Here is a 24,842-nt window from a genome sequence, read left to right on the forward strand (position 1 = left end):
GCGGTCAATGGGTAAGGTCATCGTCGTCACATCGGGCAAGGGCGGCGTCGGCAAGACGACGTCGTCTGCCGCGCTCGGCGCCGCGCTCGCCCAGGGCGGGGACAAGGTCGTGGTCGTCGATTTCGATGTCGGCCTGCGTAATCTCGACCTGGTCATGGGTGCCGAGCGGCGCGTGGTCTACGACCTCGTCAACGTCATCCAGGGCGAGGCCAAGCTCACCCAGGCTCTGATCCGCGACAAGCGGGTCGAGACGCTCTACCTGCTGCCGGCCTCGCAGACCCGCGACAAGGACAACCTGACGACCGAGGGCGTCGCCGCGGTCATCGGCGCGCTGAAGGCGAATTTCGACTGGGTGATCTGCGACAGCCCGGCCGGCATCGAGCGCGGCGCGACGCTGGCCATGCGCCATGCCGATGTCGCGATCGTCGTGACCAACCCGGAAGTCTCCTCGGTGCGCGATTCCGACCGGATCATCGGCCTGCTCGATTCCAAGACGCTGAAGGCCGAGAATGGCGAGCGCATGGAGAAGCACCTGCTGTTGACCCGCTACGACCCTCTCCGCGCCGAGCGCGGCGACATGCTCAAGGTCGACGACGTGCTGGAGATCCTGTCGATCCCGCTGCTCGGCATCATCCCCGAGAGCATGGACGTGCTGCGCGCCTCCAATATCGGCTCGCCGGTCACGCTGGCCGATCAGGGCAGCGCCCCGGCCATCGCCTATTTCGACGCGGTGCGCCGGCTCAAGGGCGAGCAGCTCCCGGTCACGGTCCCCGGCGAGAAGCGCGGCTTCTTCGGCAAGTTCTTCGGAAGGAAGGCGGCATGAGCATGAATCTGTTCCGCCTCTTCTCCCGTCCCCGCTCGGCCCCCGCCGCCCGGGAAAGGCTGCAGGTGCTGCTCGCCCATGAGCGCGCCGCGACCGGCGGCGATGCCGACCTGCTCGGCAAGCTGCGCGACGAAATCCTGCGCGCGATTTCCAAGCACATGCAGATCGACGATGACAAGGTCAGCGTCCGGATGGAGCGCGGCGCCCAGGTCTCGACGCTCGCCGTCGATATCGAAGTGCCGCTCGACGCCGGCAAGAAGGCCGCCTGACGGCCAGATACCCAAGCGGGCGCGCGGCGGCTATCAGCCCGTCGTGCGCCCGCATATCTCATCGACCTCGTCGCGATCGATGCGGCGGCGGTCGAACAGCCGTCGGGCAATCATGGCCTGGGCCGCCAGCATCGGCGGCCGGTAGAGAATCGCCGTCGCCGCATTGGCGCAGCGGGCTTGCAGCGCGGCCTCATCCGGCGGCTGCAGAAGGGCGAGATAGGGCTTCATCTGCCGGAGATCGTCCTCATGGGAGGCGATCGCGCCCGGATACCACTTCAGCCCCTCTTCGTTCCAATAGATCATCTCGCCGCAATAACCGGCGGACAGGATGGTGATCTCGATCTCGGCCCGCTGGCGATCGATCGGACTGCCGGTTTGAAACCCGCGCTTGTAGGGCTCGAAACAGGTTTCACCCGAGACGCCATGGGGCGGCCGCAGCCAAGCATGCGTGATGCAGCGCCGATGCTCCCAGCCGACGACGATATGGCCGGCCTCGTGAAACGCGCAGGCGGCGCGCCGGATGTCGGCGGGGATATCGCTGAGAATCGGCATCGAGCCTCACTGTCACCGCCAGCGCCTCCTGCGCAAGAGCGCGGGAGGCCGGATGCCGCGGGAGTGCTCGCTGCCGATGCCAGCACCATCAGCCCGCCGACACCGGCGGCGCGGACCGGCCGTGAGCGTCGGGCGGCCCGGAAGGAGGCTCAGGCCTCGTAGCCGAACGGATCGTCGACACTATGGGCCGGCTCCGTGAACCAGCGCGCGCCGTCTTCCGCCATATAGGCGATGTCTTCCAGGCGAACGCCGAATTCGCCGTAGATGCACATCATCGGCTCGACCGAGAAGCACATCCCCGGCGCAAGCGGCGTGCGGTTGCCCTTGACCATGAACGGCTCCTCATGGATCGCAAGGCCGAGACCATGACCGGTGCGATGCGGCAGGCCCGGAACCTTGTAGCCGGGGCCGAAGCCGGCGGCCTCGATCACGCCGCGTGCGCCCTGGTCGACCGCTTCGCAAGGCGCGCCGAGCACGGCCGCCGCGAAACCGGCGAGCTGCGCGCGCTTCTCCAGGTTCCAGATCTCGCGCTGGCGCTCGGTGGGCTCGCCGAAGACATAGGTGCGGGTGATGTCCGAGTGGTAGCCGCCAAGCCGGGCGCCCATGTCGATGAGGACCATGTCGCCTTCGGCGAGCGTCTGCGGATAGGGCACGCCGTGCGGGTAGGCGGTGGCTTCGCCGAACTGCGCGGCACCGAATGTCGGGGTCAGGCCGAGCTTGCGATGGGCCTTGTCGAGGAAATCGACGAGCTCCGTCGTCGTCATGCCAACGCGCAGCGTGCGCGCCGCCGCGCGATGGACCGCCATCGTGACGTCCATGGCGCGCTGAATCAGAGCGATCTCGGCAGCCGATTTCAGCTGACGACAGGCGGCGGTGATCGCGCCACCGCTGGTGAAATCGAAGCGGTTGCCGGCCTTCCGCAGTCCGTCGACGGTATAGAACGGAGCTTCCGGGTCGAGCGCGACGGAACCGCTCTCGTAGCCGAGGCTGCGGATGGTCTCGACGACCAGCGCGGTCGGGTCCTCATGCTCCTCCCAGCAGCGCACATCGTCGCCGAACTGCATGTATTCGCGCGTCTTGGGCTCCTCGAAGGCCGGGCTGAGATAGACGACCTCACCCTCGGCCGGGATGATCGCGCCGTGCAGCCGCTCGGTGAGCTTGAGCTCGATGCCGGTGAAATAGTGCAGGTTGGTCGAGGTATCGAGATAGAGGGCTTGCAGGCCCTGTTCGCGCAGGAGGCGTTGCGCCTTCGCGATCCGCGCCTTGAACTCGCCGACCGCGATCGGCGCGACGCCGGCGGCCATTGCCTCAAGCTTGGCCAGCTCCGCTTCGAAGCTCGAGCCTCCCACTCCAATGCTCATCGGTCGACATCCTCTTTCGATCGGCTCTTATGCCATCCGGCTTCGACTGGCCTTGCTGCACCAGCCGGGCTGGCGATCCGGCAGCCGTCGACGCCAGCACGATGTCGCCACCGTACATTGCATATTTTTTGTCGACAATAGGCGCACAGAGGTTGCCGAGCGGCGATCCGGAAAACCTCGCCAACGCCAGCCCCGGCAACCGCGCCCTCAGTCGAGCAGGGCCGCGCCGAAATTCCGCTGCGGGTCGATATCGGCAACGAGACGCCCGGTCGGGGTCGCCGCGCTGCCGCCGGTGCGCGCAAGCCAGCGGCCCGAGCCCGGAGCCGCGTGCAGCGTGCCGCCGCTGACGACATCCTCGCCCCGGACGAGAACATGTTCCGGCCAGCCGGTGACGCGGCGCCCCGCGAAGGGCGTGAAGCCGGTGAGGTCATGCATCGCCGCGTCGGTGATCGTCACCTGCCTGCCGGGATCCCAGATCGCGATATCGGCGTCATAGCCGGGGAGCAGCGCGCCCTTGCCGGGCAGGTTGTAGATTTCGGCTGGCGCCGTCGCCGTCAGATTGACGAAGGCTTCGAGCCCGCGCCCGGCGAATTCCGGCCGGCCCTTGGAAACCAGCGCGTCGAAGAGCAGCGGCAGCCGCGTCTCCAGCCCGGGCAGGCCATTGGCGATCTGCTTGAAATTCGGGTTGGGGCCGGCCGAGAGCTTGCCGGTCTCGTCGAAGCGATAGGGCGCGTGGTCGGAGGAAACCGTCTGAATGTCGCCGAGCGCCATTGCCTGCCAGAGCGCGTCCTGGTCCGCCACTTCGCGCGGCGGCGGCGAGCACATCCATTTCGCGCCTTCGAGGCCCGACCGGTCGAGATCATGCCGGGTCAGGAAGAGATATTGCGGGCAGGTCTCGGCGAAGACCTTCAAGCCCCGCGCGCGCGCATCGCGGATCGCCTGCGCACCCTCGGCCGTCGAGACATGGAAGATCATGATCGGCTGGTCGAGCAGCTCGGCCGCCGTGATCAGGCGGTTGAAGGCCTCGGCCTCCGAGCCGCGCGGATGGCTGATCGCGTGATATTTCGGCGCGACATAGCCCCGCTCGACGAGCTTCTTGCCCATCCAGGAGATCATGCCGTGGTTTTCGGCGTGAACACAGATGAGCGCCCGATTCTGCCTTGCCGTCAGCAGGAGGTCGAGCAGCGGCTCGTCGTCGACCTTGATCAGGTCGTAGGTCATGAAGACCTTGATCGAGGCGTGGCCCTCGCCGATCAGCGCCGGCAGGTCCTGCTGGATCGTCTTGGCGTCCGGATTGGCCACGATGAGGTGGAAGGCGTAGTCGATCAGCGCGCCGCGCCGGGCAAGCACGGCATAATCGTCGACGACCTTCCGCAGGTCGAGGCCACGATGCTGCGCGGCGAAGGAGATCAGCGTCGTGTTGCCGCCGAAGGCAGCCGAGGTCGTGGCGCTCTCGAAGGTATCGGCATTGAGCAAGCCGCCGGCCGAGACCTGCTCGACATGGGCGTGGGTGTCGATGCCACCGGGCAGGACGAGCTTGCCGGTAGCGTCGATCTCGCGGGCACCAGCCGCAAGGCCGAGGCCCAGAGCGGCGACCTTGCCGTCCTTGACCGCGACATCGGCACGAAAGCTACCGGTCGCAGAGCCGACCGTGCCGCCGCGAATGACCAGATCGTAGTTCGCCGTCATCTGCCTTCGTCCCTTCTCAGCGTACCATCAGCGTGCCGATCGCCATGGCGACCGCAGCTTGCGTCGGATCGATCACGGGAACGCCTAATGCATCTTCCAGCGGGCGGCGATGGCGCGCCATGCCGGCGCAGCCCATCACGATGGCGCCGGCGCCGTCCGCGTCCCGCAGTTCCCGCCCGACCGCGATCATGCGCTGGAGCGTGCCTTCGCCCGACGCACTCTCCGCCACCGACATTTCGAGCGGGCGCTCGCCCGCCAGCCGGTCCATCAGCCCCATCTGGCGGAGATAGCGGATATGGCGCGGGATCGAGCGCGACTTGATCGCGATCACGCCGAACCGATCCGCCCGCGTCAGGGCGGTGAGCACGCCGCATTCAGCGATGCCGAAGACCGGACTTGCCGTGCCCTCGCGAGCCACATGCAGGCCCGGATCGGAATAGCAGGCGATGACGAAGGCATCGACGTCGCTGGCCGCCTCGACCCGGCGGCGCAGCGGCAGGGTGACGCTTTCGACATGCTCTTGCGTCTCGATGCCGGCCGGCCCTTCGCGCAGGGTTTCGCAGAGGATTTCCGGCCCCTCCGCGAAGGCGAGCGGCACCAGCGCCTGCCGCAACCCCTCGGTGACCATCTCGTTGGAGTTGGGATTGATGACGAGGATGCGGAGGCGGCGGCTCATCGCGAAGTATCCAGATTGGCAGGTCTAGGGTTCAGCATGGCATTGCCAGCCGGCTCAGGCGACCTCTCGCACGACCCAATCCGCCAGAATGGTGCAGGCCGCCAGGAAATCGTCGACCTCCATCGCTTCCAGCGGATTGTGGCTGCCGTGCTCGTTGCGCACGAACAGCATGGCGATCGGCACGCCAGCGGCGGCAAAGGCGGCGGCATCATGGGAAGCCGGGCTGCCGAGCGGCATCGTCGCGATGCCTTGCCGGTCGGCCGCAGCTTCCAGCCCGGTGACGATGGCGGGATCGACCGGGCCGACCGCGGCGCTAGCGCGGGTGCCGAGTTCGAAGCTGACGCGCCTGCGCGTCTCGATCTCGCTGATGCCGGCCAGCATTCTGGCCTCGACGCGCTCCAGCACGGCCGGGTCATAGGCGCGCACATCGAGACTGAAGGCGAAGCTGCCCGGCACCGTGGTCAGGCCATGGACGGCGGGATCGGTGTGGAAGCGCCCGAGCGTCACCGCCATCGGGAAGCCCGCCTCCTCCTCGTCCTGCCAGAGCTTGTCGAGCATCACGGCGAATTCGGCGCCGGCCATGGCGGCGTCGCGGCGGAAGCGGCGGGGCGTGCCGACATGGTCGTGACGCCCGGTGATGCGCGCATCGGGATAGCGGAAATTGCCGGGCACGCCGGTGCAGATCGCGACCGGCAGCTCGGATTCGACCAGGCTCGGGGCCTGCTCGATATGGACTTCGAGAAAAGCCCGGATCGCGGCTGGGTCGAGATGGCGCTCGCGCCGGCGGATCGCCTCGGACATGCCGCCGCTGGCGTCGATGCTTGCGGCGAGGACGCGACCGTCATCAATGCGGTTCGCCTCCAGCGCCCCGTCCGGCAGGGTGCCGAGCGCCGAGCGGCTGCCGATATAGGAGACCTGGAACCAGACGCTCTCTTCCGCCCGCACGCCCATCGCGGTGACGTCGCAGCGCGGCGCGATGCCGAGCGCCCGCAAGGTCTCGATGACCACGAGCCCGGCGATCACGCCGGCCGCGCCGTCGAAATTGCCGCCATGCGGCACGCTGTCGAGATGCGAGCCCATCAGGATGTGTGGCGCGCCCTTCTCGCGGCCCGGCAGGGTGACATAAGTGTTGGCGGCGAAGTCATGCGAGACAGCGAGCCCGCGCGCCTTGCCATGCTCCACAAGCAGGCGATGGCCGAAATCCTCGCCCGCGCCATAGGTGTCGCGCGTGATGCCGGGGTTGTCGCGGCTGCCCTCCGCCAAGCGGGTAAAGAGGCTCTCCACCCAGTTGCGCTGGGCGGCGACGGCCGTGGCGATCGCCGCGTCGGTGTGGAGCGTCCTGGCAGCTGCAGTCATTTCTGTCCGGTCGTGTGTCGGGCGCGGCCCGGTCGCGCGCGATACTCGGCGGATGTGATCGGGCTTGCTTGGTCTCATGATAGGCACTGCCGGAAGGCAGCCGGGAAACTTTGGGCCAGCCCGTGCGGCCGGACAATGGCGCCGTCTATGCGGATTTCCGGGGTGACATTCGCAGGCTGAATAGCGCCACCCTCTCAGCCGGAGCCCAGCTTGGCGGCCGTCTCGGCAGCGACGAGCCGGACCTCGCGCAGGAAGGCGTCGGCTGCGCGCGAGATCGGGCGCTTGCGCGAGCGGACGGCGGAGGCGCGGACCTCCGAAGCCGGCGCGAAGGGGCGGATGGCAAGATCGTAACGGCCGCTGAAAACCGGGGACAGCGGATCGACCACGGCGACGCCGACACCGCTTTCCGCCAGCACGCAAGCCGTGTTGCAGTAGCGGACCTCGACGGAGAAGCGGAAGGGCACATCGGCCTGGGCGAAGGCGCGGCGGACGATCGTACCCATGCGGGTGCCTTGTTCGAGCGCGATATAGGGCGCGTCGCGCAGATCCTCCGGGGTGATCGTCGCCTTGGCCGCGAGCGGATGCTCGGGGCGCATGACGCAGACCATGTCGCCGGCGAAGAAGGTCTCGGCATCGAGTCCCCGATCGTCGTCCAGACCCATGACGAAGCCGAGTTCGGCCGTTCCGTTCTCCACGCTTTCCAGGACATGCTCGAAGCGGCGGATGTCGAAGGAGACCCGGACCTTCGGCCGTTTGATGAGAAAGTTGCGCAGCGCCGCCGGCAGGACGCCATAGCCCAGAGGCGGCGTCGCGATGATCCGGATATGGCCGGCACGGTTCTCCTTGATGTCCTGCACGCGCGCCTCAAGGGCTGCGTGCAGGGTGAAGATCGGCTCGGATTCCTCGTAGAGCGAGCGCGCCTCGGCCGTCGGGAACAGACGGTTGTTGACACGCTCGAACAGCGGGAAGCCGACCTGGCTTTCGAGATGCTTGATCGCGTTGCTAACCGCCGGCTGCGACAGCCCCAGCTCCTGCGCGGCACGAACCGTCGTCTCGCAGCGGACGACGGCGCGCAGAAGCTCGATCTGGCGAAGATTCATGACAGCGTCCCGAATAGAGCAGGCCAACTCTATTCGGTTAGCAAATCATAGGCCAGCCTCAGGCCCAGCGCAGGCTCGGCGGCGAGAGTTCGTCGACCGAGCGCCCGGCCCAGTCGAGCGAGGAGGCCTTGGCCAGCGCACGGCGCTGCGCCTGTTCCAACCCGTCGGAGGCAGCGCGATAGTCCATGGTCAGCACCTTGCCGTCGGCGACGACCTGCTTGCCCTGAACGAAGACATGGGAGACGGCGCGGTCGGCCGCGGCATTGACGAGGCTCTTCAGGGGGTCGCGGGTCGGGCGCATCATCGGATGGGTCAGGTCGACCATGACGAGATCGGCCTGGGCGCCCTTCGCCAGCCGGCCGATATCGTCGCGGCCAAGGAGCTTCGCCCCGCCCAAAGTCGCGGCACGGAAGACCTGTCCGGTCGTCACCACCGCATGGCTCTCGCCGGTGATGCGGGCATAGACGCCGGCATGGCGCAGCTCCTCCAGCATGTTGTGCGGGAAGGTGTCGGTGCCGATGCCGATATTGACGCCGGCCTTCAGGTAGCGGCCGAGATCGCGCAGGGTAAAACCGCGCCGGCCGAAGACGGTCGGGCAATGCGCGACCGAGGTGCCGGTCTCGGCGAGGCGGGTGAGATCGGTGCGGGTCGGCCAGCGCACCCAGGGGTGGTCGTCGAGGAAGATCGCATGGGCGATCGAGGCGTTCGGCGCGAGGAAGCCGACGCTGTCCAGCCACTGGATCGGCGAGAGCCCGCTGCGGCGGACCATCTCGTGGAACTCGCTGATCGACTGGCCGGCATGGGTCTGGATCGGGATCTTGCGCTCGGCGGCGGCGGCGATCGAGGCGCGGAACAGCTCCTCGGTGCAAGTGTCGATCTGCGCCGGGCAAGCCATGCCCGAGAGCCGGCCGGTTTCATGGGCAAGCGCGGCGTCGATGATCTTGAAGGCGTCCTCCATCGCCTTGCGACCGGCCGCGTCGTCAAGTTCGTATTCGACCTGATAGCCGTTGCGGGTGAACCAGCGGCCATTGCGGTACATCGGCGCCATCACCATGCGCAGGCCTGACGCGGCTGCGCGGTCGAGCCAGCCCTCGCTCGGGAAGGAGAGGTCGACCAGCGTGGTCGTGCCGGACATCAGCAGCTCCGACCAGGCGACATGGTTGAGATGCGGGATGCCCTCGGCATCGGCACGGAACAGCCAGAGGAACTCGTAGAGCGAGGAATTGTAGAGTTTTGGCGTGCCGACCTCGTCGGTCATGCCCTTGTTGCCGGGCTCGCTCGAGGGGTGGGAATGGATGTCGACGAGGCCGGGCATGACCATGAAGCCCTTGCCGTCGATCTCGCGCGCGACCTCGCCCGTGAAGCCATCGCCAAGGTGCAGGATGCCGCTTTCGTCGAAGACGACATCGAGGTCGCGGCGATAGACATGGTCTTCGGCCACCGCGTCATAGGCGATGACGATGTCGGCATTGCGGATGCGGGTGGTCATGATGCGGTCGCTGGTCCTGCTGGTCGAAATGATCCCGGACAAGCCGCGTCAGCGGCGCCGATCCGGGATCCATGCCTGAACCGTTCCGGCATGGATCCCGGGTCTCCGCTTCGATCCGCCCGGGATGACGGCGGAGCGTCGATGGCCGGGCTCAGCCCGCCTTCTTTTCCTGCGCGATGAAATGCTCGGCGATCTGCTGGCCGGTCGCGATCCAGACGTCGCCGAACCCGCGGGCACGGGCCAGGAATTCGCGCATGATGCCGATCCGCATCGGCCGGCCAGAGACCTGCGGGTGCATCACCATCGAGACAAGGCCACCCCATTCGCGGAGCTGGTCGAGCTCGTCGTTCCAGATCGAAAGCACATGCTCCTTCGGGAACATCGGGCGCGGGGAGAAGCGCTGGGACAGGCCGTAGAGCCAATCGTCGAAATACATGTCCACCGGCAATTCGATCGGGCCTTTCGAGCCGTCGCGCAGCTTGTGGCGATAGGGCCGGATGTCGTCGCGGAACGAGGAGGAATAGAGAATGCCCTTGTCGCGGAGATAGCCGAGCAGTTCGTCGTAGTTCTCGCCCGAGGGGGCGCGGTAGCCGACCGGCGTGACGCCGAGGATGCGCTTGAAGATGTCGAGCGTCTTGTCGATCTCCTCCTTGTCGACGGCGAAGTCGCCGGGCTCCGGCCGCTTGTGCGAATAGCCGTGATGGCCGATCTCGTGCCCGTCCCTGGCGATGGCCTCGCACATCGCCGGATGCACCTCGACAACCCAGCCGGGGATGAAGAAGGTCGCCTTGATCTCCTGGAGGCGAAGCTGCTCGAGGATCTTCGGCACGCCGACCCGCTGCTCGTAGCCGCCATGGGAGAGCGTCACCAGCCGGTCGGTGTTCTTCGCATCGTAGTTCAGCCAGGCCGTCTCGGCATCGACGTCGAAGGCCGGGAAGACCGCGCTGCGATAGCCCTCCGGCCAGGGATAATCCGGCGCGGGATCGGCGAGATTGGCGACGCGGTGAGGGAAGTCGGTCAGCATGGAGGTCGTCTTTCGAGAGGAGCGCCCCTGCCGGATGGCCGGGGCGCGACGAATGCGGTTAGTGCGTGATCAATTCTTGGCTTCGCCGTTGATCATCAGCTTGTCGACCTTGGCCTCGCCGAGCTCCCATTTCTTGAGCACGGCGGCATAGGTGCCGTCGGCCAGCATGGTGGCGAAGGCCTTGGCGACGGCATCGCGCAATTCGGTGTCCTTCTTGGCGAAGGCCAGGCCCTGGTAGACGGTGGTGAAGGGCGCGCCGAGGATGGCATAGACGCCGGGCTCCTGGCCCATCAGATAAGGCAAGGTCTCGCTGCCCTGCACGGCGGCGTCGAGGCGCTTTTGGCGCAATTGCGTGCGGGCGTCGGCCGAGCCTTCGGTTCCGACGATCTGCATGGCCGGCTTGCCCTTGGCCTCGCAATTCTCCTTGCTCCAGGTCTCCATCTCCTTCGGGAAGGAGGTGCGGCGGCTGGCGCCGACCTTCTTGCCGCAGAGCGCGGCGAGATCCTTGAACTCGTCCTTGCGGTCGGCATTGGTGTAGAACTGCGCGCCCGAGGCGAGATAATCGACGAAATCGAGGGTTTCGCGCCGCGTCGGCAGGTCGCTCATCCCGGACAGGATCATGTCGACGCGGCCGGTTGTCAGCGCCGGGATCATGCCCTCGAAGCTGATCTCCTCCCATTTGATGGTGATGCCGAGCTTCTGGGCGATCGCGTTGCCGAGATCGATGTCGAGGCCGGTCAGCGTGCCGGTCTTGGGATCCTTGAACTCGAGCGGCGGGTAATTCGGCACATTGGCGACCGAGATCGTCTTCTTCTCCAGGATGCGCGCCGGCAGGCTCTGGGCCTGGGCGAAGCCGGCAGTGGCGCAGAGCGCGATGGCCGAGAGGCCGAGCAGGATGGATGTCTTCGACATGGTATTCCCCTTTTTGTGATCAGTGACGGACGGCGTTGATGAAGGCGCGGGTGCGCGCCTCCCTGGGATCGGTCAGCACGGTGCGCGGATCGCCGAGTTCGACGATCTGGCCCTGGTCCATGAAGGCGACGCGATGGCCGACGTCGCGCGCGAAGCCGAGCTCGTGGGTGACGCAGATCATGGTCATGCCGCTCTCGGCGAGGTCGCGCATCACCTTCAGCACCTCGGAGACCAGCTCCGGGTCCAGCGCCGAGGTCGGCTCGTCGAAGAGCAGCAGTTCGGGCCGCATGGCGAGCGAACGGGCGATGGCGACGCGTTGCTGCTGGCCCCCCGATAGCTGCGAAGGATAGGCGTCGCGCTTGTCGGCAAGGCCGACGCGCTCCAGCAGCGCGAGCGCCCGCTTCGTCGCGTCAGTGGCCGGCTCGCGCAGCACCTGCACCGGCCCCTCGATGATGTTCTGCAGGGCGGTGAGATGCGGGAACAGGTTGAAGCGCTGGAACACCATGCCGATCGACCGGCGCTGGCGAGCAATGGCCTTGTCGTCCAGCTCATAGAGCTTGTTGCCGTCGCGGTGATAGCCGACGCGCTCGCCGGAGACCCAGAGCGCGCCGCCATCGATGCGCTCGAGCTGGTTGATGCAGCGCAGGAAGGTGCTCTTGCCCGAGCCGGAGGGGCCGATGATGCAGAGCACCTCGCCCTTGGGGACGGCGATGTCGATGCCCTTCAGCACCTTGAGCGGGCCGAAGTGCTTCTCGACCTTCTGGGCGAGGACGAGCGGGGCGCCGGCCGCGAGATGATCGGGATCGGTCGTGCGGACCTGAGGGAGGGTATCGGTCATCGTGCCGCTCCTCAGCGCTTCGCCGGCGCGGCGACGCCGCGGGCATAATAGGCCTCGATCCGGCCCTGGATCAGGCTGAGCACGGTGACCACGACCAGGTACCAGATGGCGGCCACGATCAGCAGCTCGATGACGCGCGAATTGGCGTAGTAGATGTTCTGCGCGCTGTGCAGGATCTCGGCGAACTGGATGACGCTCGCCAGCGAGGTGAGCTTCACCATGCCGATGAACTCGTTGCCGATCGGCGGCACGATCACGCGCATGGCCTGGGGCATGATGATCCGCCGCAGGAGCTGCAGCCGCGTCATGCCCAGCGTCTGGGCCGCCTCGTACTGGCCGTTATCGACCGAGAGCAGGCCGGCGCGGACCACTTCAGCCGTGAAGGCGCCCTGCTGGATGCCGAGCCCGAGCAAAGCCGCGACGAAGGGCGTCATCACCTCGACGGTCTTGAACGAGAACAGGCCGGGGATGCCCAGCGTCGGGAAGACCAGCGCGAGGTTGAACCAGAGCAGCAATTGCAGCAGCGCCGGCACGGCCCGGAAGAACCAGATATAGCCGATCGCCGTATTCGAGAGCACGGGATTGGCCGAGAGCCGCATCACCGCGAAGACGACGCCGAGCGTGATGCCGAGCACCATCGCCAGGATCGCCATGACGATCGTGTTGACGAGACCGGTCAGGATCGCCGGCACGGTCAGGAATTCGGCGACATAGTCCCACTCGATCTGGCCGACGGCGAAGGCGCGCACGATCGCGGCCAGCGCGATGCAGACGATCGCGGCACCTATGATCCGCCCGAAATGCCGGCGGGGGACGATGATGAGGTTTTCGGTTTCGGCGGTCATCTGGCCTCGATGGCTTGAGGTCGTCGGTGAAAGGCGGTGGGTAAGCAAAAGACTTGCCGGAAGCTCAGACGGACTCCGGCGCGATCAGCAGGATCTTCCCGACATGGCTGCCGCTTTCCATGTAGCGATGCGCGGCAGCGGCCTCCGCGAGCGGAAAGCTGCGGTCGATAACGGGGCGGATGCGCCCGGCGGCGACATGCGACCAGAGATCATCACGGACGCCGGCCACGATCCGCGCCTTGGCCGCGGGCGGCCGGTCTCGCAGCGAGGTCGTGAACAGGGCGGCGCGCTTGCGCATCATCGCACCGAGATTGACCTGCGCATCGCGCCCGCCCTGCAGGCCAATCATCGTGATGCGGCCATCGAAAGCGAGCGCCGCGACGTTCCGGCCGAGATAGGCGGCGCCCATATTGTCGAGGATGACGTCGACGCCGCGCCCGCCGGTCTCGGCCTCGATCACGGCGACGAAATCCTCGTCCGTATAGGAGATCGCCCGGTCAGCGCCGAAATCGCGGCAACGATCAAGCTTGTCCCCGCTGCCGGCCGTGGCGAAGACGCGGGCGCCGATCGCCCTGGCCGCCTGGATGGCGAAGGAGCCGATGCCGCCGGCTCCGCCATGGACGAGCAGGGTCTCGCCAGCCTTGAGGGCGCCGAGATCGAGCACGTTCGACCAGACGGTGCAGGCCGCTTCGGGCAGAGCGGCCGCCTCGATGAGGCCGATACCGATGGGAATCGGCAGCACCTGCGCCGCGGGCACCGCGACGAGGCTGGCATAGGCGCCGCCCGAAACCAGGGCACAGGCTGCATCGCCGACCTGCCAGCCGGCCACACCGGCGCCGGTCTCCGCGATGACGCCTGAGCATTCATAGCCGATGATGCGCGGCAGGCTCTGCTCGATGCCATAGCTGCCGCGGCGCTGCAGCAGGTCGGCATAGTTCAGCGCCGCCGCGTGGACGCGCAGCACGATCTCGCCCGGCCCGGCGCGCGGGGCCGGAGCATCGTCCCAGACCAGCGCTTCCGGCCCGCCGAATTGCCTGAGCACCGCGGCCTTCATCAACGTATCGCCGATCGCCAGGGCCGGCATCACTGGCCGGCGTCGATCGTGGGTTCGGAAAGGCTCTGCCGTTCGAGGCCGAATTTCTTCAGGGCCTGCTGATAGCCGCCGTTCTTCATCACCACCGCAGTCGCCTTGGCGACGGCGTCGCGCAATTCGACGCTCTTCTTGTCGAAGGCGAGACCGAACAGCGTCTTATTCAGCGGCTCGCCGACGAAGGCGTAGGTGTTGGGCTCGTCGGCCATGAGATAGGCGACATATTCCGGCCCGAGCACGGCGGCATCGAGCCGGCCCTGCTTGAGTTCGAGCCGCGTCGCGGTCGCGCCGGCCGTGCCGTTCACCGTGATCGCGGGCTTGCCGGCGCCGGTGCAGTTCTTCTCGCTCCAGGCTGCGGTCACCGGCATGTAGCTCGTGGTGCGGGGCGCACCGACCGTCCTGCCGCAGAGATCGGCATTGCTCTTCAGTTCGCCCGCCTTGGTGGCAAGCGCGAAGGGCTGCGCGCCGGTCGCGAGATAATCGACGAAGGTGAGCTTCTCGCGGCGGGACGGCAGGTCGCTGATCGCGGTGCCGATCATGTCGATGCGGCCGGTCGTCAGCGAGGTCATGAGCTGTTCGAAGCTCATCTCCTCCCACTTCACGGCGATGCCGAGTTCCCGAGCGATCGCATTGACGAGCTCGACATTGAAGCCGGCGCGCTCGTTGGTCTTCGGATCCTTGAAGGCCATCGGCGGATAGGTGGTTTCGATGCCGACGACGATCTGCCCGGCCGATTTCAGTGCAGCCGGCAGCGGGATGCTGCTTTGCTGAGCGGAAGCCGGGGTCGCGGCGGCGAGCGCGGATGCGAGGGCGAAAGCGGCTGCCGAAAGGTGTCGTCCGGCCGGAAAATGAGCGGTCATCATGGTTCCCCGTTTTGCCGGCTGGCGAAATCGCGAGACCCTGAGGTCGAGCAGGTTCGGCAACCGAGCGCCTTTTTGGCGCTGCGCGATCTTAGCGGGCATGCCCGGGAACGGAGCGGCCACGCGCTATGATATATTTCCGGCCTCTATTCGGTGCGCTTATATGCGCGAGGATCGTGCGGGCCGGGCCTTCTCCGCCTGTCTTACGAGCGGAGATCGGACCATGAATCCCATCGAAATCTGGGCTTCCGGCTATGCGCTGACGCGCGGCTACCCTGCCCCGGAAGCCGTGCCGACCGGCCTGTGGCTGGAGATCGGCAAGCCGGACCAGCGCGGCCGTTTCGTACTGCCCGGATTCGATCCCGCGGTACTGTCGGAGCTGGCGCGGTCGATCGAGGCGCGGGGGATCTATATCGAGGCGCCGGCGCCACGCGAAGCCGCCGCGCCGCTGCTCCCGGACAACTGGACCCTACGCGAGCGCGCCTTTCTCATGACGACCACGCTCGCAGCACCCGAAGACCTGCCGTTGCCGCCCGGCTACCGGCTGGCCTCACGGGATGATGGCGCGGCGATCAGGGTCGAGGTCACGAGCGACGACGGGGACCTGGCGGCCAGCGGTTCTGCCGGCATGGTCGACGGCCATGCCGTCTTCGACCAGATTCTCACGCAGGCGGCGCATCGACGGCTGGGCCTGGGGACCACGGTCATGGGTGCCTTGACCCGGCGCGCGGTGGAACGTGGCGCAAGCCAGGGCACGCTGATCGCGACGCCGGATGGCCGGGCCCTGTATCAGGTGCTGGGCTGGACGCAGTGGTCGGAGGTGACATCGGTGATCAGCCCCGGCCGCTAGCGCATTTTCGAGCGAAGTGGAAACCGGTTCGCGTGAAGAAAATGCGATAGAATAAAGGTCCAGAGCGCATCCGGGATTCGAAGAATCGCGGATGCGCTCTAGGCACCGGAACAGGACCATCCGCCTTGCGTTCCACACCGACGCGAGCAGATGGTTGGACGATGCGACACAAGCCCACTCGGAAGAACAGGTGCAGCATGATGCGCGCTCTCATCGCAGCGACTGCAGCCCTGCTGGCCGCGCTGATGCCCCTTCCCGCCAGCGCCCAGTTCGACGCGACGCCCGGTACTGGCCCGCTCTACCCCGGCGGCCCGCGACAGGGGCTGGGGCCGCCGTCGATCACGGACAATGTGCCGGATCTCAGGCTGCATTCGAGCCAGGGTGGCATTCCGGGAGCCGGGCCGCCGGTCGGGGCCGGCGCCAACAGCCCGCGCTTCTACGAACCGAGCCGGTCATCGGGCCAGTACTATCGCAGGGCGGAGCGGACGAGCGGACTCGGGCGCCATTGCCGAACGTCTGCACGGCTGTGCGCCCTCGCGCGACCGGCCTCTCTCGGAGACGATTGCTCGTGCCGCACGTCCAAAGGGGTGCGTCGGCAAGGCGTCGTCGTTCGCTGATCCGATAGCCGGCTTTCCTCCGGCCCGATGAGGCGACAGACGCCCGATCATGCAGCCGCTCTCGTCCCGACAGGAATTGCGCCAGGCCTTCACGCGCATCGAGCGCGAGCTGCCTCCCTGGCTGGCCGCAGGCCTGCGCTGGCTGCGTCATCCCGAGTCCCGGCTGGTCCGCATTCCCGCCGGGATCGGCCTGATCGCGGGCGGGATCTTCTCGTTCCTGCCTCTGCTGGGCGCCTGGATGCTGCCGCTCGGCCTGCTCCTTCTCGCCGCCGACTTCCCCGTGCTGCAAAGGCCGATGGCGCGCTTCGCGCTGTGGTGTCTCGGCCTGCTCGATCGCTTTCGCTCCCGGCGGAAGCGCGATTGAGGGCGCCCAACAGACGATCAGTTCGACGAGAGGCGAGCGGTCGCGTCCTCAGCTCTCGCTTTTGCCGAAGAGCTGCGACACCGCCAGCAGCAGCGACGTGATCACGATCATGATCGTCGAGATCGCGGCGATGGTCGGGTCGATCTGATCGCGCAGCGCCAGGAACATCATCCGCGTCAGCGTCGCATTGTCGCCACCGGAGACGAAGAGCGCGACCACGACCTCGTCGAAGGAGGTCAGGAAGGACAGCACCGCCGAGGTGACGAGGGCGAAGCCGATCTGCGGCGCCGTCACCTGCAGGAAGGCCTGCGTCCGCGTCGCGCCAAGGCTGCGCGCCACCCGCTCCTGATCGAGATCGAAGCTCTTCAGGGCCGAGCCGACGATCATCATCACGATCGGCACCGCCAGCATCGTATGCGCCAGCACGATGCCGAGGAACGAGTTGACCATCTTGAGCTGCACATAGGCGTAGAACAGCGCGATCCCGACAAGGATGACCGGCACGATCGTCGGCGTCAGCAAAGCGAGGATCGCGAGCCCGGCGAAGCGCAGGCGCGCAGCGTGCAGGCCATAGGCGGCGAGCGTGCCCATCGGCGTCGCCAGCAGCGCGGTGCAGAAGCCCGCCTTGAACGAGGTCGCGGTCGCCGCCATCCAGCTCGACGAGGAGAAATAGGCCTCGTACCAGCGCAGCGACCATTCCCGCGGCGGGAATTCCAGATATTGCGACTGGGAAAAGGACATCGGGATGACGATCAGCGTGGGTATGGCCAGGAAGGCCAGCACCAGCGCGCCGACCGCATAGAGCCAGAGCCGCGCGCCGTGGCTTATCTGCGTATCGCTCGCGGGACGATCGAGCCAGCTCATCTCAGTGCCCCGCCCCGAACAGACCGGCCCCGCGCGACAGCCGCGCCGCGAGCACGAGCACGACCAGCGTGATCACCAGCAGCACGACGCCAAGCGCGCTCGCCGCGCCCCAGTTGAAGAAGAGTTCGATATCGTTGGCGATGCGGTTCGAGACCATCGTCACCTTGCCGCCGCCGAGCATGGCCGGCGTCACGTAGAAGCCGAGGCAGAGCACGAAGACGAGCGCGGCGCCGGCCGCGAGCCCCGGCAGCGAGAGCGGGAAGAACACGGTCCAGAAGCCATGGACCGGCGTCGAGCCGAGGCTGGCGGCTGCCCGCAGCAGGTTGCGGTCGATCGCACGCATCGTGCCGTAGAGCGGCAGCACCATGAAGGGCAGCATGATATGGACCATGCCGATCAGCGTGCCGCCCATGTTGTGCACCAGCTGCAAGGGCTCGCTCCAGAGGCCGAGCTTCATGCCCCATGTGTTGATGAGCCCACTGCGCTGGAGCAGCACGAGCCAGGCATAGGTGCGCACCAGCAGCGAGGTCCAGAACGGCAGGAGCACCGCGATCATGCAGAGATTGGCGGCGCGGCGCGGCAGTTGCGACAGGAAATAGGCCAGGGGATAGCCGAGCAGGATACAGATCAGCGTGGTAACGAAGCTGATCTCGAAAGTGGTACGGAAGGTCCGGCCATAGGAAGGCTCGGCCAGCATGCGCCGATAGTGTTCGAGGCTCAGCGCTCCGTTATCGTCGAGGAAGGATAGGCCGAAGAGCCAGCCGACGGGGACCAGCATGGTGACGGTGACGAGCAGGAGCGCCGGCGCCGCCAGCCCTGCGAGCCCCATGCGCTCGCGCCACTGGTCGCGCCGCAGGCCGGCGGCGTGGTCGTCCCCGGCCGAACCGGCGGGATCGAAGGCGCTGACGGTCGTCACAGCGCGCCTCGCGCCTCGTCGGGCAGCAGCACGGTATCGGAGACCGCGATGCCGATGCGGACGGGCGTTCCGGGCGCAAGCGGTGGGCCTTCGCCGCCGCGTGTGGTCAGGCGCAGCGCGACCGGGCTGCCGCCGTTCAGGACCGTCTGCAGCAGCAGCGTGTCGCCTTGGTAGACCGCGCCGGTGACGCGGCCCTCGAAGCAGTTCATCCCCTCACCTTCGCCCGGTCCGAGCAGATGCAGGCGCTCCGGCCGCAGCACCATCGTGCAGCGCCCCTGCCGGGTCGGCAGGTTGTCGGCGCGGATGGTCGCGCCGGCAGCACGAGCGACGCCATCGGTCACCGCGACGTCGAGGAAGGAGGATTCGCCGATGAATTCGGCGACGAAGCGGCTGCGGGGATCGTCATAGATCGCGCGCGGCGTATCGATACGGGCGATCCGGCCGCGATCGAGGATGGCGACGCGGTCCGACATGGTCAGCGCCTCGCGCTGGTCATGCGTGACATAAACGGTCGTGGTGCCCAGCCGCTCATGGAGCTGGCGCAACTCGATCTGCATGCGCTCGCGCAGCTGCTTGTCGAGCGCCGAGAGCGGCTCGTCCATCAGGATGATGCGCGGCTCGAAGACGATGGCGCGGGCAAGCGCGACGCGCTGGCGCTGGCCGCCGGAGAGCTGGTCGATGCGGCGCCCGCCGAAGCCGCCGAGCTGGAACATCTCCAGGGCCGCCTCGACGCGCCGGGCGGCCTCGGCCGCCGGCACGCGGCGCAATCGCAAGGGAAAGCCGACATTACGCGCGACATCCATATGCGGAAACAGCGCGTAGTTCTGGAAGACCATGCCGATCTCGCGCTTGTGCGGCGCAAGGCGCACGACCTCGCGCTCGCCGAAGCGGATCGAGCCCTTGTCGGGCCGCAGGAAGCCGGCGATCGCCATCAGCAGCGTCGTCTTACCCGAGCCGGAGGGGCCGAGCAGGGTCAGGAACTCGCCCGGCCGGACATCGAGATCGATCTCGTCCAGCACGGGCACCGCGCCATAAGCCTTGCTCAGCCGCCGGACCGCGATGGGCAGGGCCGTCGCGGAACCCGGGTCCGAGGCGGCCGCATCGCGCGGCCGCTCGTGGTCGCCGGCCAGTCTCATTCGGTCAGCATGTTCTGGTAGGCGGAGGAGGCCTGGGCTTCGAACTTGGTGTACCAGTCGAGGTCCACCGGCAGCTGCTTGCCGGCATTGTCGGGATGGGACGGCAGCGTCTTGGCATAGGCCGCATCGATCGCGCCGCCCTCATAGGCTTTCTTGTTGGTCGGGCCGTAGGTGATGTATTTCGTGAACTCGGCCTGGTATTGCGGCTTGCTGATCTCAGCGAGGAACTTCATCGCCAGATCCTTGTTCGGCGCGCCCTTGGCGATCGCGAAGCAATCATAGTCGAGCAGGCCCTGGTTGAAGGTATAGGCGACCTTGGCGCCGTCCTTGGCGGCGACGTCGAAGCGGCCGTTCCAGCCGGTGATCATGTCGACCTCGCCGTCCTTCATGAGCTGGGCATGCTGCGCGCCCGAGCTCCACCAGACCGCGATATGCGGCTTCAATTCGCGGATCTTCTTGATCGCGCGCTCGATGCCGCCCGGTTGCGAGAGAACCTCATAGACCTTGTTGGCGGGAACACCGTCGGCCATCAGGGCCGGCTCCAGCGCGCCGGCCACGCCCTTGCGATAGGAGCGCTTGCCGGGGAATTTCTTGACGTCCCAGAAGTCGGCCCAGCTCTGCGGGCCGTTCTGGCCGTAGGTCTTGGTGTTCCAGGCGAGCACGGTCGAGAACACGTCGCCGCCGACGCAATAATCCTGCGCCGTGCCGGGCAGGAAATTCGAGGTGTCGATGACCTTGTAGTCGAGCTTCTCGAGGATGCCCTCGGCGCCGGCGCGGGCGGCGCTGCCGGAGCCGCTGGCGACCACGTCCCAGGTCACGGCGCCGGCCTTCACCTTGAGGCGCAGGTCGGCGATGCTGGTATAGGTCTCCTCCTTGACCTTGATGCCTAAGGCCTTCGCCGCGGGCTGGAAGAGCGCCTTGCTCTGGCCCTCCTGATAGGAGCCGCCGAAGGAGACGACGGTCAGTTCCTGCGCCCAGGCGGGCGCAGCGCTCAACAGGCCCAGGCCCATGACGAGGGCAAGGGCCGTTTTCGTCGGCGTGATCGGCTGGCGCGGCATGTGTCTGTTCTCCCGTTTGAACGATGCGTTCCCCAAAGATGAGCGCGCGGTTGGCCGATCAACGGCGTCCGCACGTCTCGCCTCATGCAGGGTCCGGCGAAATTGGTCTGGCCATAAGGTCCACTCTGAGAATTCGGGGCGACCACTTTATCGCGTCAGCGGGCCAAACGATCGCGCCAGCTGTAGTAGAGGACGGACGGCGCGAGGAACCAGGGATTGCCGCTGTAGAAAGGTCGCGTCTGGAAGGGCAGGCCGTCGAAGGCGGTCTTGCCTTCGGCGAGGCCGAGCACCTGCTGGCCCAGACGCATGCCGAGATAACTCGCCATGCCGACGCCGGAACCGCAATAGCCCATGGCGTAATGCATGCCCTCGTGCCGGCCGATATGCATCAGCTCGTCGAAGCTGTAGGCGACGAGGCCGCACCAGGAATGGCTGATCTTGCGATTGGCGAGTTCCGGGAAGATGCGACTCATCGCGGCATGGAGCAGCGGCCCGCTGCGGCGCGGATCGGTCTCGCTCAGCGAGACGCGGCCGCCGAACAGGATGCGCCGCCGGTCGGGCGAGGCGCGGTAGTAATAGACCACCTTGCGGGTGTCGCTGACGATGCGGTTCTTCGGGATCAGCCTGTCGACCAGCGCCGGCTCCAGCGCTTCGGTTGCGATGACATAGCTGCCGATCGGGATGACACGGCGGCGCAGCCAAGCCGTCAGCGGGCCGGTATAGCCATTGGTGGCGATGACGATATCGCGGGTGCGGATCGTGCCGCGCGGGGTCTGGACGAGGAAATCCTGCCCGATGCGCTCGATGCCCGTCGCCGGGCAATGCGGGACAAGCTCGGCGCCTGCCGCGACGACGCGCTGCAACAGCCCCTGATGGTAGCGGGCCGGGTTGATCGAGGCATGGCTCTCGTAGACGACGCCGCCATGGTAGAGATCGGAGCCGATCTCGCTGCGCTGCTCAGCGCGCGGCACGACATGGCAGGCGACTTCCAGCCCCTTCGGCTGCGTGCCGACGCTGCGGGCCAGCTCCTCGTATCGGCCCGGCGCATGCGCCGCATGAAAGCGACCGACGACGCCGAAATCGCAATCGATCCCCTCGTCCCGGACGAAATCGCCGATATAGCGAAGGGAATTCCGGCCCTCCTGCATGATCGCGAAGGCGCGTTCACGGCCATGGCGGCGGGCGAGTTCGTCGAAGCCCGGCTTCACGCTGGTCGAAATCTGGCCACCATTGCGGGTGCTGCAACCGAAGCCCGCCGCCTCGGCATCGAGGACGACCGTATGGCGCCCGCCGCGCGCGGTCTGGAGCGCGGCCTGCAAGCCCGTATAGCCGGAGCCGACGATGACGACCTCGGCCTGCTGCGGCGGCTCGCTACGCGGCAGGTCGGGCCGTGGCACCTCGTCCCACCAATAGGGCGCAGCCTTGAAATCACTGGCGAACAGATCGCTCGACATTATCGCGTCATCCCCCCGGATCAGATTCGCGCCACCACACTCTTGAGCTTGCAGTAGGAGCGCAAGCCCGCCATGCCCTTGGCGCGGCCGAAGCCGGATTTGCGGTTGCCGCCGAAAGGCATCGCGATGCCGCCGGCAAAGAACTCGTTGATATAGACCTGGCCCGCATCGACAGCCCGCGCATAGCGCCAGGCCTTGGCGTGATCGCGGGTGTAGATGCCCGCGACCAGCGCATAGGACGTCGCGTTCGCCGCGACGATGGCCTCGTCGAAATCGGGGACGACCTGCACCGTCAGCACCGGCCCGAAGATCTCCTCCTGCACCAGCGGATCGTCCGTCCCCCGCGCGAGCACGATGGTCGGCTGGTAGAACCAGCCTCCGCCGCAATCCTCGGGCGGGACGATCGCGCCACCGGTCAGGATGCGATTGCCGGCGGCGCGGGCGCGGTCGACATGGGCTGCGACGCGCGCGAGCTGTGCCGCCGAATTGATCGGCCCGATACCCGCATCGCTCAGGCCATGGCCCGGCCGCAAGGCTTTCGCGCTGGCGACAAGACGTTCGAGCAAGGGTTCGGCAATCGCCTCCTCGACGATCAGGCGCGAGCCGGCCGAGCAGATCTGTCCGGCATTCTCGAAGATCGCTTCCATGATCCCGGCCACGGCTGCGTCGACATCACAATCGGCGAGCGCGACGAGGGGCGATTTGCCGCCGAGCTCGAGCACAAGGCGGGTGACATGCTCGGCCGCGGCGCGCATCACGCGCTGCCCGGTCGCGACCGAGCCGGTGAAGGTGATGTGGTCGATGCCGGGCTGGGCGACGAGCGCAGCACCTGCCTCGGCACCGGTGCCAGCGACGACGTTGAGCACGCCTACGGGCAGGCCGGCTTCGTGCAACAACTCCGCCAGCATCAGCGTGGTGAAAGGCGTCTGCTCAGCCGGCTTGACCACGAGCGTGCAGCCGGCCGCGAGCGCGGGCGCGATGCCGCGCGCCGCCGTCGAGAGCGGATAGTTCCAGGGCACGATCTGGGCGGCGACGCCGACCGGCTCCTCGATCGTCAGCCCGATATGGTCGGGGCCAACAGGTATGCTGTCGCCATGCAGCTTGTCGGCCGCGCCGGCATAATAGGCGAAGGCCTTCACGACGCCGCCGACATCGCCCTCGGCTTCCGCAAGACGCTTGCCGGAATCGAGGGTCTCGACCACGGCGAAGCGGGCCGCGCGCTCGGCGATCAGGCGGCTGGCCCGCATCAGGATGTCGCCGCGCGCGGCCGGGCTCAGGCGCGACCATGGGCCGGAGAGCGCAGCGCGGGCGGCTGCGACCGCGCGATCGATGTCTTGGCCATCACCGGCTGCGACCGTTGCGAAAGCCTTGCCCCGGCCGGGGTCGAAGCTCTCCATCCGCCGCCCGGAGACGGATTCGACGAAGCGCCCGTCGATGAAATGCCCGCCCGGCAGGCCGGCGAGTGCTCCCGTCCTGACGGCCTCGGCGACGAGTTCGGCACGGTCCAGGATCACGCGCCGATCTCCGTGACCTGATAGGCGGCCTTGTCGAGCCAGGACGGCTCGATCTCGACGCCCCAGCCCGGGCCGTCGGGGATCGCGACCATGCCGTCGCGCGCCTGCGGCGGGTTGCGCAGCAGCCCCTGCTCCCAGGGGTAATAATCCGGCCCCTCGATCGAGAACTCGACATAGGGGCCGGCATTGGCGAGCGCGCCCATGATGTGCAGCGTGAACACCGTCACCAGCGACTGGTTCGCCGAATGCGGCGTCACCGGCAGGCCGGCGGCCTCCGCCCAGCGGGCGACTGTCAGCATGCGCCCGACGCCGCCGATATAGCAGACATCCGGCTGCACGACGTCGACCACGCGGCCGTCGATCATCGCGCGCCAGACGGCGAGATCGCAGTCCTGCTCGCCACCGGTGACGTCGAGATCGAGGGCCTCGCGGACCTCACGCGTCCAGGCATGCTCCCAATAGGGACAGGGCTCCTCGAAATGGACGATGCCGTGGTCCTGCAACATCCTGCCGACCGCGATGGCCTTGGCCGGCGAATAGGCACTGTTGCCATCGACGAGCAGCGTCGCCTCGGCGCCGAGCGCGCGCCTGATCTGCGGCACGATCGCCTCCGTCCGGCCCGGCCATTCGTCGATATCGCGGCCGCATTCGCGCCCGACCCGGAACTTGAACGCGCGGTAGCCATAAGCATCGCGCAGGCGCAGGAAGCGCTCGGCCTCGTCCTCCGGCGTGATCTCGCCGCGCTTCATGCTGGAGGCGTAGACCGGGAAGGGACGCGGCGTGCCGCCGAGCAATTCGCAGACGCTTTTCCGCTCGATCCGGCCGCGCAGGTCCCACAGGGCCGTATCGAGCCCGGTCATGGCGCGGCAGAGATAGGAGCCGGGGAACTTGTGCTCGCGCTCACCGATGGTCGCGATCAATTCGTCGATGTCGAAGCCATCCGCGCCAACCGCCCAGCGCGCGACCTGCCGGTGGAAGACCGTCGCGGTGATGTCGGCATTATACGGCGAGAACTGGCCCCAGCCCTGGCTGCCATCCTCGCATGTGGCGCGGACGAAGCCGACGTCCTGCGTCGAGAAGCTTTCGAGCCGGGTGATCTTCATCGCTGCCGCTATCCGTTCCGGGAGCGCCGCCCGGCGGGACCGCGGGGCAGCTTCGGTGCAAGAAGGGGCTTGAATTGGCCTG

24 protein-coding genes are annotated in these 24,842 nt (G+C 67.3%); 4 read left to right on the plus strand and 20 right to left on the minus strand.

Translation table 11 applies throughout. The features are described from left to right. Nucleotides 1–7: 7 nt before the first annotated feature. Together minD and minE are read left to right on the plus strand one after the other, a co-directional pair. Entirely contained in the window at nt 8–823 is an 816-nt protein-coding gene (minD, locus tag AC6RIC_RS24655) for a septum site-determining protein MinD (protein ID WP_454658581.1), read from the plus strand. Between the two features lie 2 nt (nt 824–825). Beyond that, nucleotides 826–1,092, plus strand: a complete 267-nt coding sequence (minE, locus tag AC6RIC_RS24660) for a cell division topological specificity factor MinE (RefSeq protein ID WP_454659062.1) — start codon at nt 826–828, stop codon at nt 1,090–1,092. Between the two features lie 33 nt (nt 1,093–1,125). Here minE and AC6RIC_RS24665 read toward each other — a convergent pair whose 3' ends face one another. The 13 genes from AC6RIC_RS24665 to AC6RIC_RS24725 form a co-directional block, all read right to left on the minus strand. Continuing rightward, entirely contained in the window at nt 1,126–1,644 is a 519-nt protein-coding gene (locus AC6RIC_RS24665; protein ID WP_499734324.1) for a hypothetical protein, read from the minus strand. A 149-nt stretch (nt 1,645–1,793) separates the two neighbouring features. After that, the gene (locus tag AC6RIC_RS24670) at nt 1,794–3,005 is read right to left on the minus strand and encodes a M24 family metallopeptidase (protein ID WP_499734325.1); all 1,212 of its coding nucleotides are present in this window, start codon (nt 3,003–3,005) and stop codon (nt 1,794–1,796) included. Nucleotides 3,006–3,212: 207 nt separating this feature from the next. Next, a complete protein-coding gene (gene hydA / locus AC6RIC_RS24675; protein ID WP_499734326.1) occupies nt 3,213–4,694 on the minus strand; it encodes a dihydropyrimidinase in 1,482 nt (493 codons plus the stop codon). Nucleotides 4,695–4,710: 16 nt separating this feature from the next. After that, nucleotides 4,711–5,370 (minus strand): aspartate/glutamate racemase family protein, encoded by a 660-nt coding sequence (locus tag AC6RIC_RS24680; RefSeq protein ID WP_499734327.1) that lies wholly within the window; start codon nt 5,368–5,370, stop codon nt 4,711–4,713. 54 nt (nt 5,371–5,424) lie between these two features. Next, complete coding sequence (locus tag AC6RIC_RS24685; protein ID WP_499734328.1) at nt 5,425–6,726, minus strand: Zn-dependent hydrolase; 1,302 nt, start codon at nt 6,724–6,726, stop codon at nt 5,425–5,427. Nucleotides 6,727–6,920: 194 nt separating this feature from the next. Continuing rightward, entirely contained in the window at nt 6,921–7,826 is a 906-nt protein-coding gene (locus AC6RIC_RS24690) for a LysR family transcriptional regulator (protein ID WP_499734329.1), read from the minus strand. A 58-nt stretch (nt 7,827–7,884) separates the two neighbouring features. Continuing rightward, nucleotides 7,885–9,315 (minus strand): amidohydrolase family protein, encoded by a 1,431-nt coding sequence (locus AC6RIC_RS24695; RefSeq protein ID WP_499734330.1) that lies wholly within the window; start codon nt 9,313–9,315, stop codon nt 7,885–7,887. Nucleotides 9,316–9,466: 151 nt separating this feature from the next. Further along, nucleotides 9,467–10,339, minus strand: a complete 873-nt coding sequence (locus AC6RIC_RS24700; protein WP_499734331.1) for a polysaccharide deacetylase family protein — start codon at nt 10,337–10,339, stop codon at nt 9,467–9,469. Between the two features lie 69 nt (nt 10,340–10,408). Further along, complete coding sequence (locus tag AC6RIC_RS24705) at nt 10,409–11,251, minus strand: ABC transporter substrate-binding protein (protein WP_499734332.1); 843 nt, start codon at nt 11,249–11,251, stop codon at nt 10,409–10,411. 19 nt (nt 11,252–11,270) lie between these two features. Then, entirely contained in the window at nt 11,271–12,089 is an 819-nt protein-coding gene (locus AC6RIC_RS24710; protein WP_499734333.1) for an amino acid ABC transporter ATP-binding protein, read from the minus strand. Nucleotides 12,090–12,100: 11 nt separating this feature from the next. Beyond that, nucleotides 12,101–12,934, minus strand: a complete 834-nt coding sequence (locus AC6RIC_RS24715) for an amino acid ABC transporter permease (RefSeq protein WP_454658592.1) — start codon at nt 12,932–12,934, stop codon at nt 12,101–12,103. 64 nt (nt 12,935–12,998) lie between these two features. After that, complete coding sequence (locus tag AC6RIC_RS24720) at nt 12,999–14,018, minus strand: NAD(P)H-quinone oxidoreductase (protein WP_499734334.1); 1,020 nt, start codon at nt 14,016–14,018, stop codon at nt 12,999–13,001. Beyond that, nucleotides 14,018–14,884: an ABC transporter substrate-binding protein gene (locus AC6RIC_RS24725; RefSeq protein WP_499734335.1), complete on the minus strand. Its 867-nt coding sequence runs from the start codon at nt 14,882–14,884 to the stop codon at nt 14,018–14,020. Before AC6RIC_RS24725 ends, AC6RIC_RS24720 begins: the two co-directional genes overlap by 1 nt. A 223-nt stretch (nt 14,885–15,107) precedes the next feature. Here AC6RIC_RS24725 and AC6RIC_RS24730 point away from each other — a divergent pair, with 223 nt between their 5' ends. Together AC6RIC_RS24730 and AC6RIC_RS24735 are read left to right on the plus strand one after the other, a co-directional pair. Then, nucleotides 15,108–15,734: a GNAT family N-acetyltransferase gene (locus AC6RIC_RS24730; RefSeq protein ID WP_499734336.1), complete on the plus strand. Its 627-nt coding sequence runs from the start codon at nt 15,108–15,110 to the stop codon at nt 15,732–15,734. A gap of 693 nt (nt 15,735–16,427) precedes the next feature. Next, nucleotides 16,428–16,715, plus strand: a complete 288-nt coding sequence (locus tag AC6RIC_RS24735; protein WP_499734337.1) for a hypothetical protein — start codon at nt 16,428–16,430, stop codon at nt 16,713–16,715. A 48-nt stretch (nt 16,716–16,763) separates the two neighbouring features. Here the strand turns inward: AC6RIC_RS24735 and AC6RIC_RS24740 are convergent, their stop codons facing one another. From AC6RIC_RS24740 to AC6RIC_RS24770, 7 genes are all read right to left on the minus strand, one after another. Beyond that, the gene (locus tag AC6RIC_RS24740) at nt 16,764–17,579 is read right to left on the minus strand and encodes an ABC transporter permease (RefSeq protein WP_454658598.1); all 816 of its coding nucleotides are present in this window, start codon (nt 17,577–17,579) and stop codon (nt 16,764–16,766) included. Between the two features lies 1 nt (nt 17,580). Continuing rightward, nucleotides 17,581–18,495, minus strand: a complete 915-nt coding sequence (locus tag AC6RIC_RS24745; RefSeq protein ID WP_454658599.1) for an ABC transporter permease — start codon at nt 18,493–18,495, stop codon at nt 17,581–17,583. After that, nucleotides 18,492–19,631 (minus strand): ABC transporter ATP-binding protein, encoded by a 1,140-nt coding sequence (locus AC6RIC_RS24750; RefSeq protein WP_499734338.1) that lies wholly within the window; start codon nt 19,629–19,631, stop codon nt 18,492–18,494. Before AC6RIC_RS24750 ends, AC6RIC_RS24745 begins: the two co-directional genes overlap by 4 nt. After that, on the minus strand, nt 19,628–20,689 hold the full coding sequence (locus AC6RIC_RS24755) for an ABC transporter substrate-binding protein (RefSeq protein WP_499734339.1): 1,062 nt from the start codon (nt 20,687–20,689) through the stop codon (nt 19,628–19,630). Before AC6RIC_RS24755 ends, AC6RIC_RS24750 begins: the two co-directional genes overlap by 4 nt. Before the next feature lie 155 nt (nt 20,690–20,844). Next, a complete protein-coding gene (locus AC6RIC_RS24760) occupies nt 20,845–22,143 on the minus strand; it encodes an NAD(P)/FAD-dependent oxidoreductase (protein ID WP_499734340.1) in 1,299 nt (432 codons plus the stop codon). A 20-nt stretch (nt 22,144–22,163) separates the two neighbouring features. Then, nucleotides 22,164–23,657 (minus strand): aldehyde dehydrogenase family protein, encoded by a 1,494-nt coding sequence (locus tag AC6RIC_RS24765; protein ID WP_499734341.1) that lies wholly within the window; start codon nt 23,655–23,657, stop codon nt 22,164–22,166. Then, complete coding sequence (locus AC6RIC_RS24770) at nt 23,654–24,760, minus strand: mandelate racemase/muconate lactonizing enzyme family protein (RefSeq protein ID WP_499734342.1); 1,107 nt, start codon at nt 24,758–24,760, stop codon at nt 23,654–23,656. The genes AC6RIC_RS24765 and AC6RIC_RS24770 overlap by 4 nt, the downstream gene beginning before the upstream one ends. Nucleotides 24,761–24,842 lie beyond the last annotated feature (82 nt).

The sequence above is a fragment of the Allobosea sp. TBD101 genome (genome assembly GCF_059817965.1).

Bases quoted from the DNA above. Each gene is read 5' to 3' on its own strand.
- minD (WP_454658581.1), top strand. From the start codon at position 8: ATGGGTAAGGTCATCGTCGTCACATCGGGCAAGGGCGGCGTCGGCAAG.
- minE (WP_454659062.1), top strand. From the start codon at position 826: ATGAATCTGTTCCGCCTCTTCTCCCGTCCCCGCTCGGCCCCCGCCGCC.
- AC6RIC_RS24665 (WP_499734324.1), bottom strand. From the start codon at position 1,644: ATGCCGATTCTCAGCGATATCCCCGCCGACATCCGGCGCGCCGCCTGC.
- AC6RIC_RS24670 (WP_499734325.1), bottom strand. From the start codon at position 3,005: ATGAGCATTGGAGTGGGAGGCTCGAGCTTCGAAGCGGAGCTGGCCAAG.
- hydA (WP_499734326.1), bottom strand. From the start codon at position 4,694: ATGACGGCGAACTACGATCTGGTCATTCGCGGCGGCACGGTCGGCTCT.
- AC6RIC_RS24680 (WP_499734327.1), bottom strand. From the start codon at position 5,370: ATGAGCCGCCGCCTCCGCATCCTCGTCATCAATCCCAACTCCAACGAG.
- AC6RIC_RS24685 (WP_499734328.1), bottom strand. From the start codon at position 6,726: ATGACTGCAGCTGCCAGGACGCTCCACACCGACGCGGCGATCGCCACG.
- AC6RIC_RS24690 (WP_499734329.1), bottom strand. From the start codon at position 7,826: ATGAATCTTCGCCAGATCGAGCTTCTGCGCGCCGTCGTCCGCTGCGAG.
- AC6RIC_RS24695 (WP_499734330.1), bottom strand. From the start codon at position 9,315: ATGACCACCCGCATCCGCAATGCCGACATCGTCATCGCCTATGACGCG.
- AC6RIC_RS24700 (WP_499734331.1), bottom strand. From the start codon at position 10,339: ATGCTGACCGACTTCCCTCACCGCGTCGCCAATCTCGCCGATCCCGCG.
- AC6RIC_RS24705 (WP_499734332.1), bottom strand. From the start codon at position 11,251: ATGTCGAAGACATCCATCCTGCTCGGCCTCTCGGCCATCGCGCTCTGC.
- AC6RIC_RS24710 (WP_499734333.1), bottom strand. From the start codon at position 12,089: ATGACCGATACCCTCCCTCAGGTCCGCACGACCGATCCCGATCATCTC.
- AC6RIC_RS24715 (WP_454658592.1), bottom strand. From the start codon at position 12,934: ATGACCGCCGAAACCGAAAACCTCATCATCGTCCCCCGCCGGCATTTC.
- AC6RIC_RS24720 (WP_499734334.1), bottom strand. From the start codon at position 14,018: ATGCCGGCCCTGGCGATCGGCGATACGTTGATGAAGGCCGCGGTGCTC.
- AC6RIC_RS24725 (WP_499734335.1), bottom strand. From the start codon at position 14,884: ATGACCGCTCATTTTCCGGCCGGACGACACCTTTCGGCAGCCGCTTTC.
- AC6RIC_RS24730 (WP_499734336.1), top strand. From the start codon at position 15,108: ATGAATCCCATCGAAATCTGGGCTTCCGGCTATGCGCTGACGCGCGGC.
- AC6RIC_RS24740 (WP_454658598.1), bottom strand. From the start codon at position 17,579: ATGAGCTGGCTCGATCGTCCCGCGAGCGATACGCAGATAAGCCACGGC.
- AC6RIC_RS24750 (WP_499734338.1), bottom strand. From the start codon at position 19,631: ATGAGACTGGCCGGCGACCACGAGCGGCCGCGCGATGCGGCCGCCTCG.
- AC6RIC_RS24755 (WP_499734339.1), bottom strand. From the start codon at position 20,689: ATGCCGCGCCAGCCGATCACGCCGACGAAAACGGCCCTTGCCCTCGTC.
- AC6RIC_RS24760 (WP_499734340.1), bottom strand. From the start codon at position 22,143: ATGTCGAGCGATCTGTTCGCCAGTGATTTCAAGGCTGCGCCCTATTGG.
- AC6RIC_RS24770 (WP_499734342.1), bottom strand. From the start codon at position 24,760: ATGAAGATCACCCGGCTCGAAAGCTTCTCGACGCAGGACGTCGGCTTC.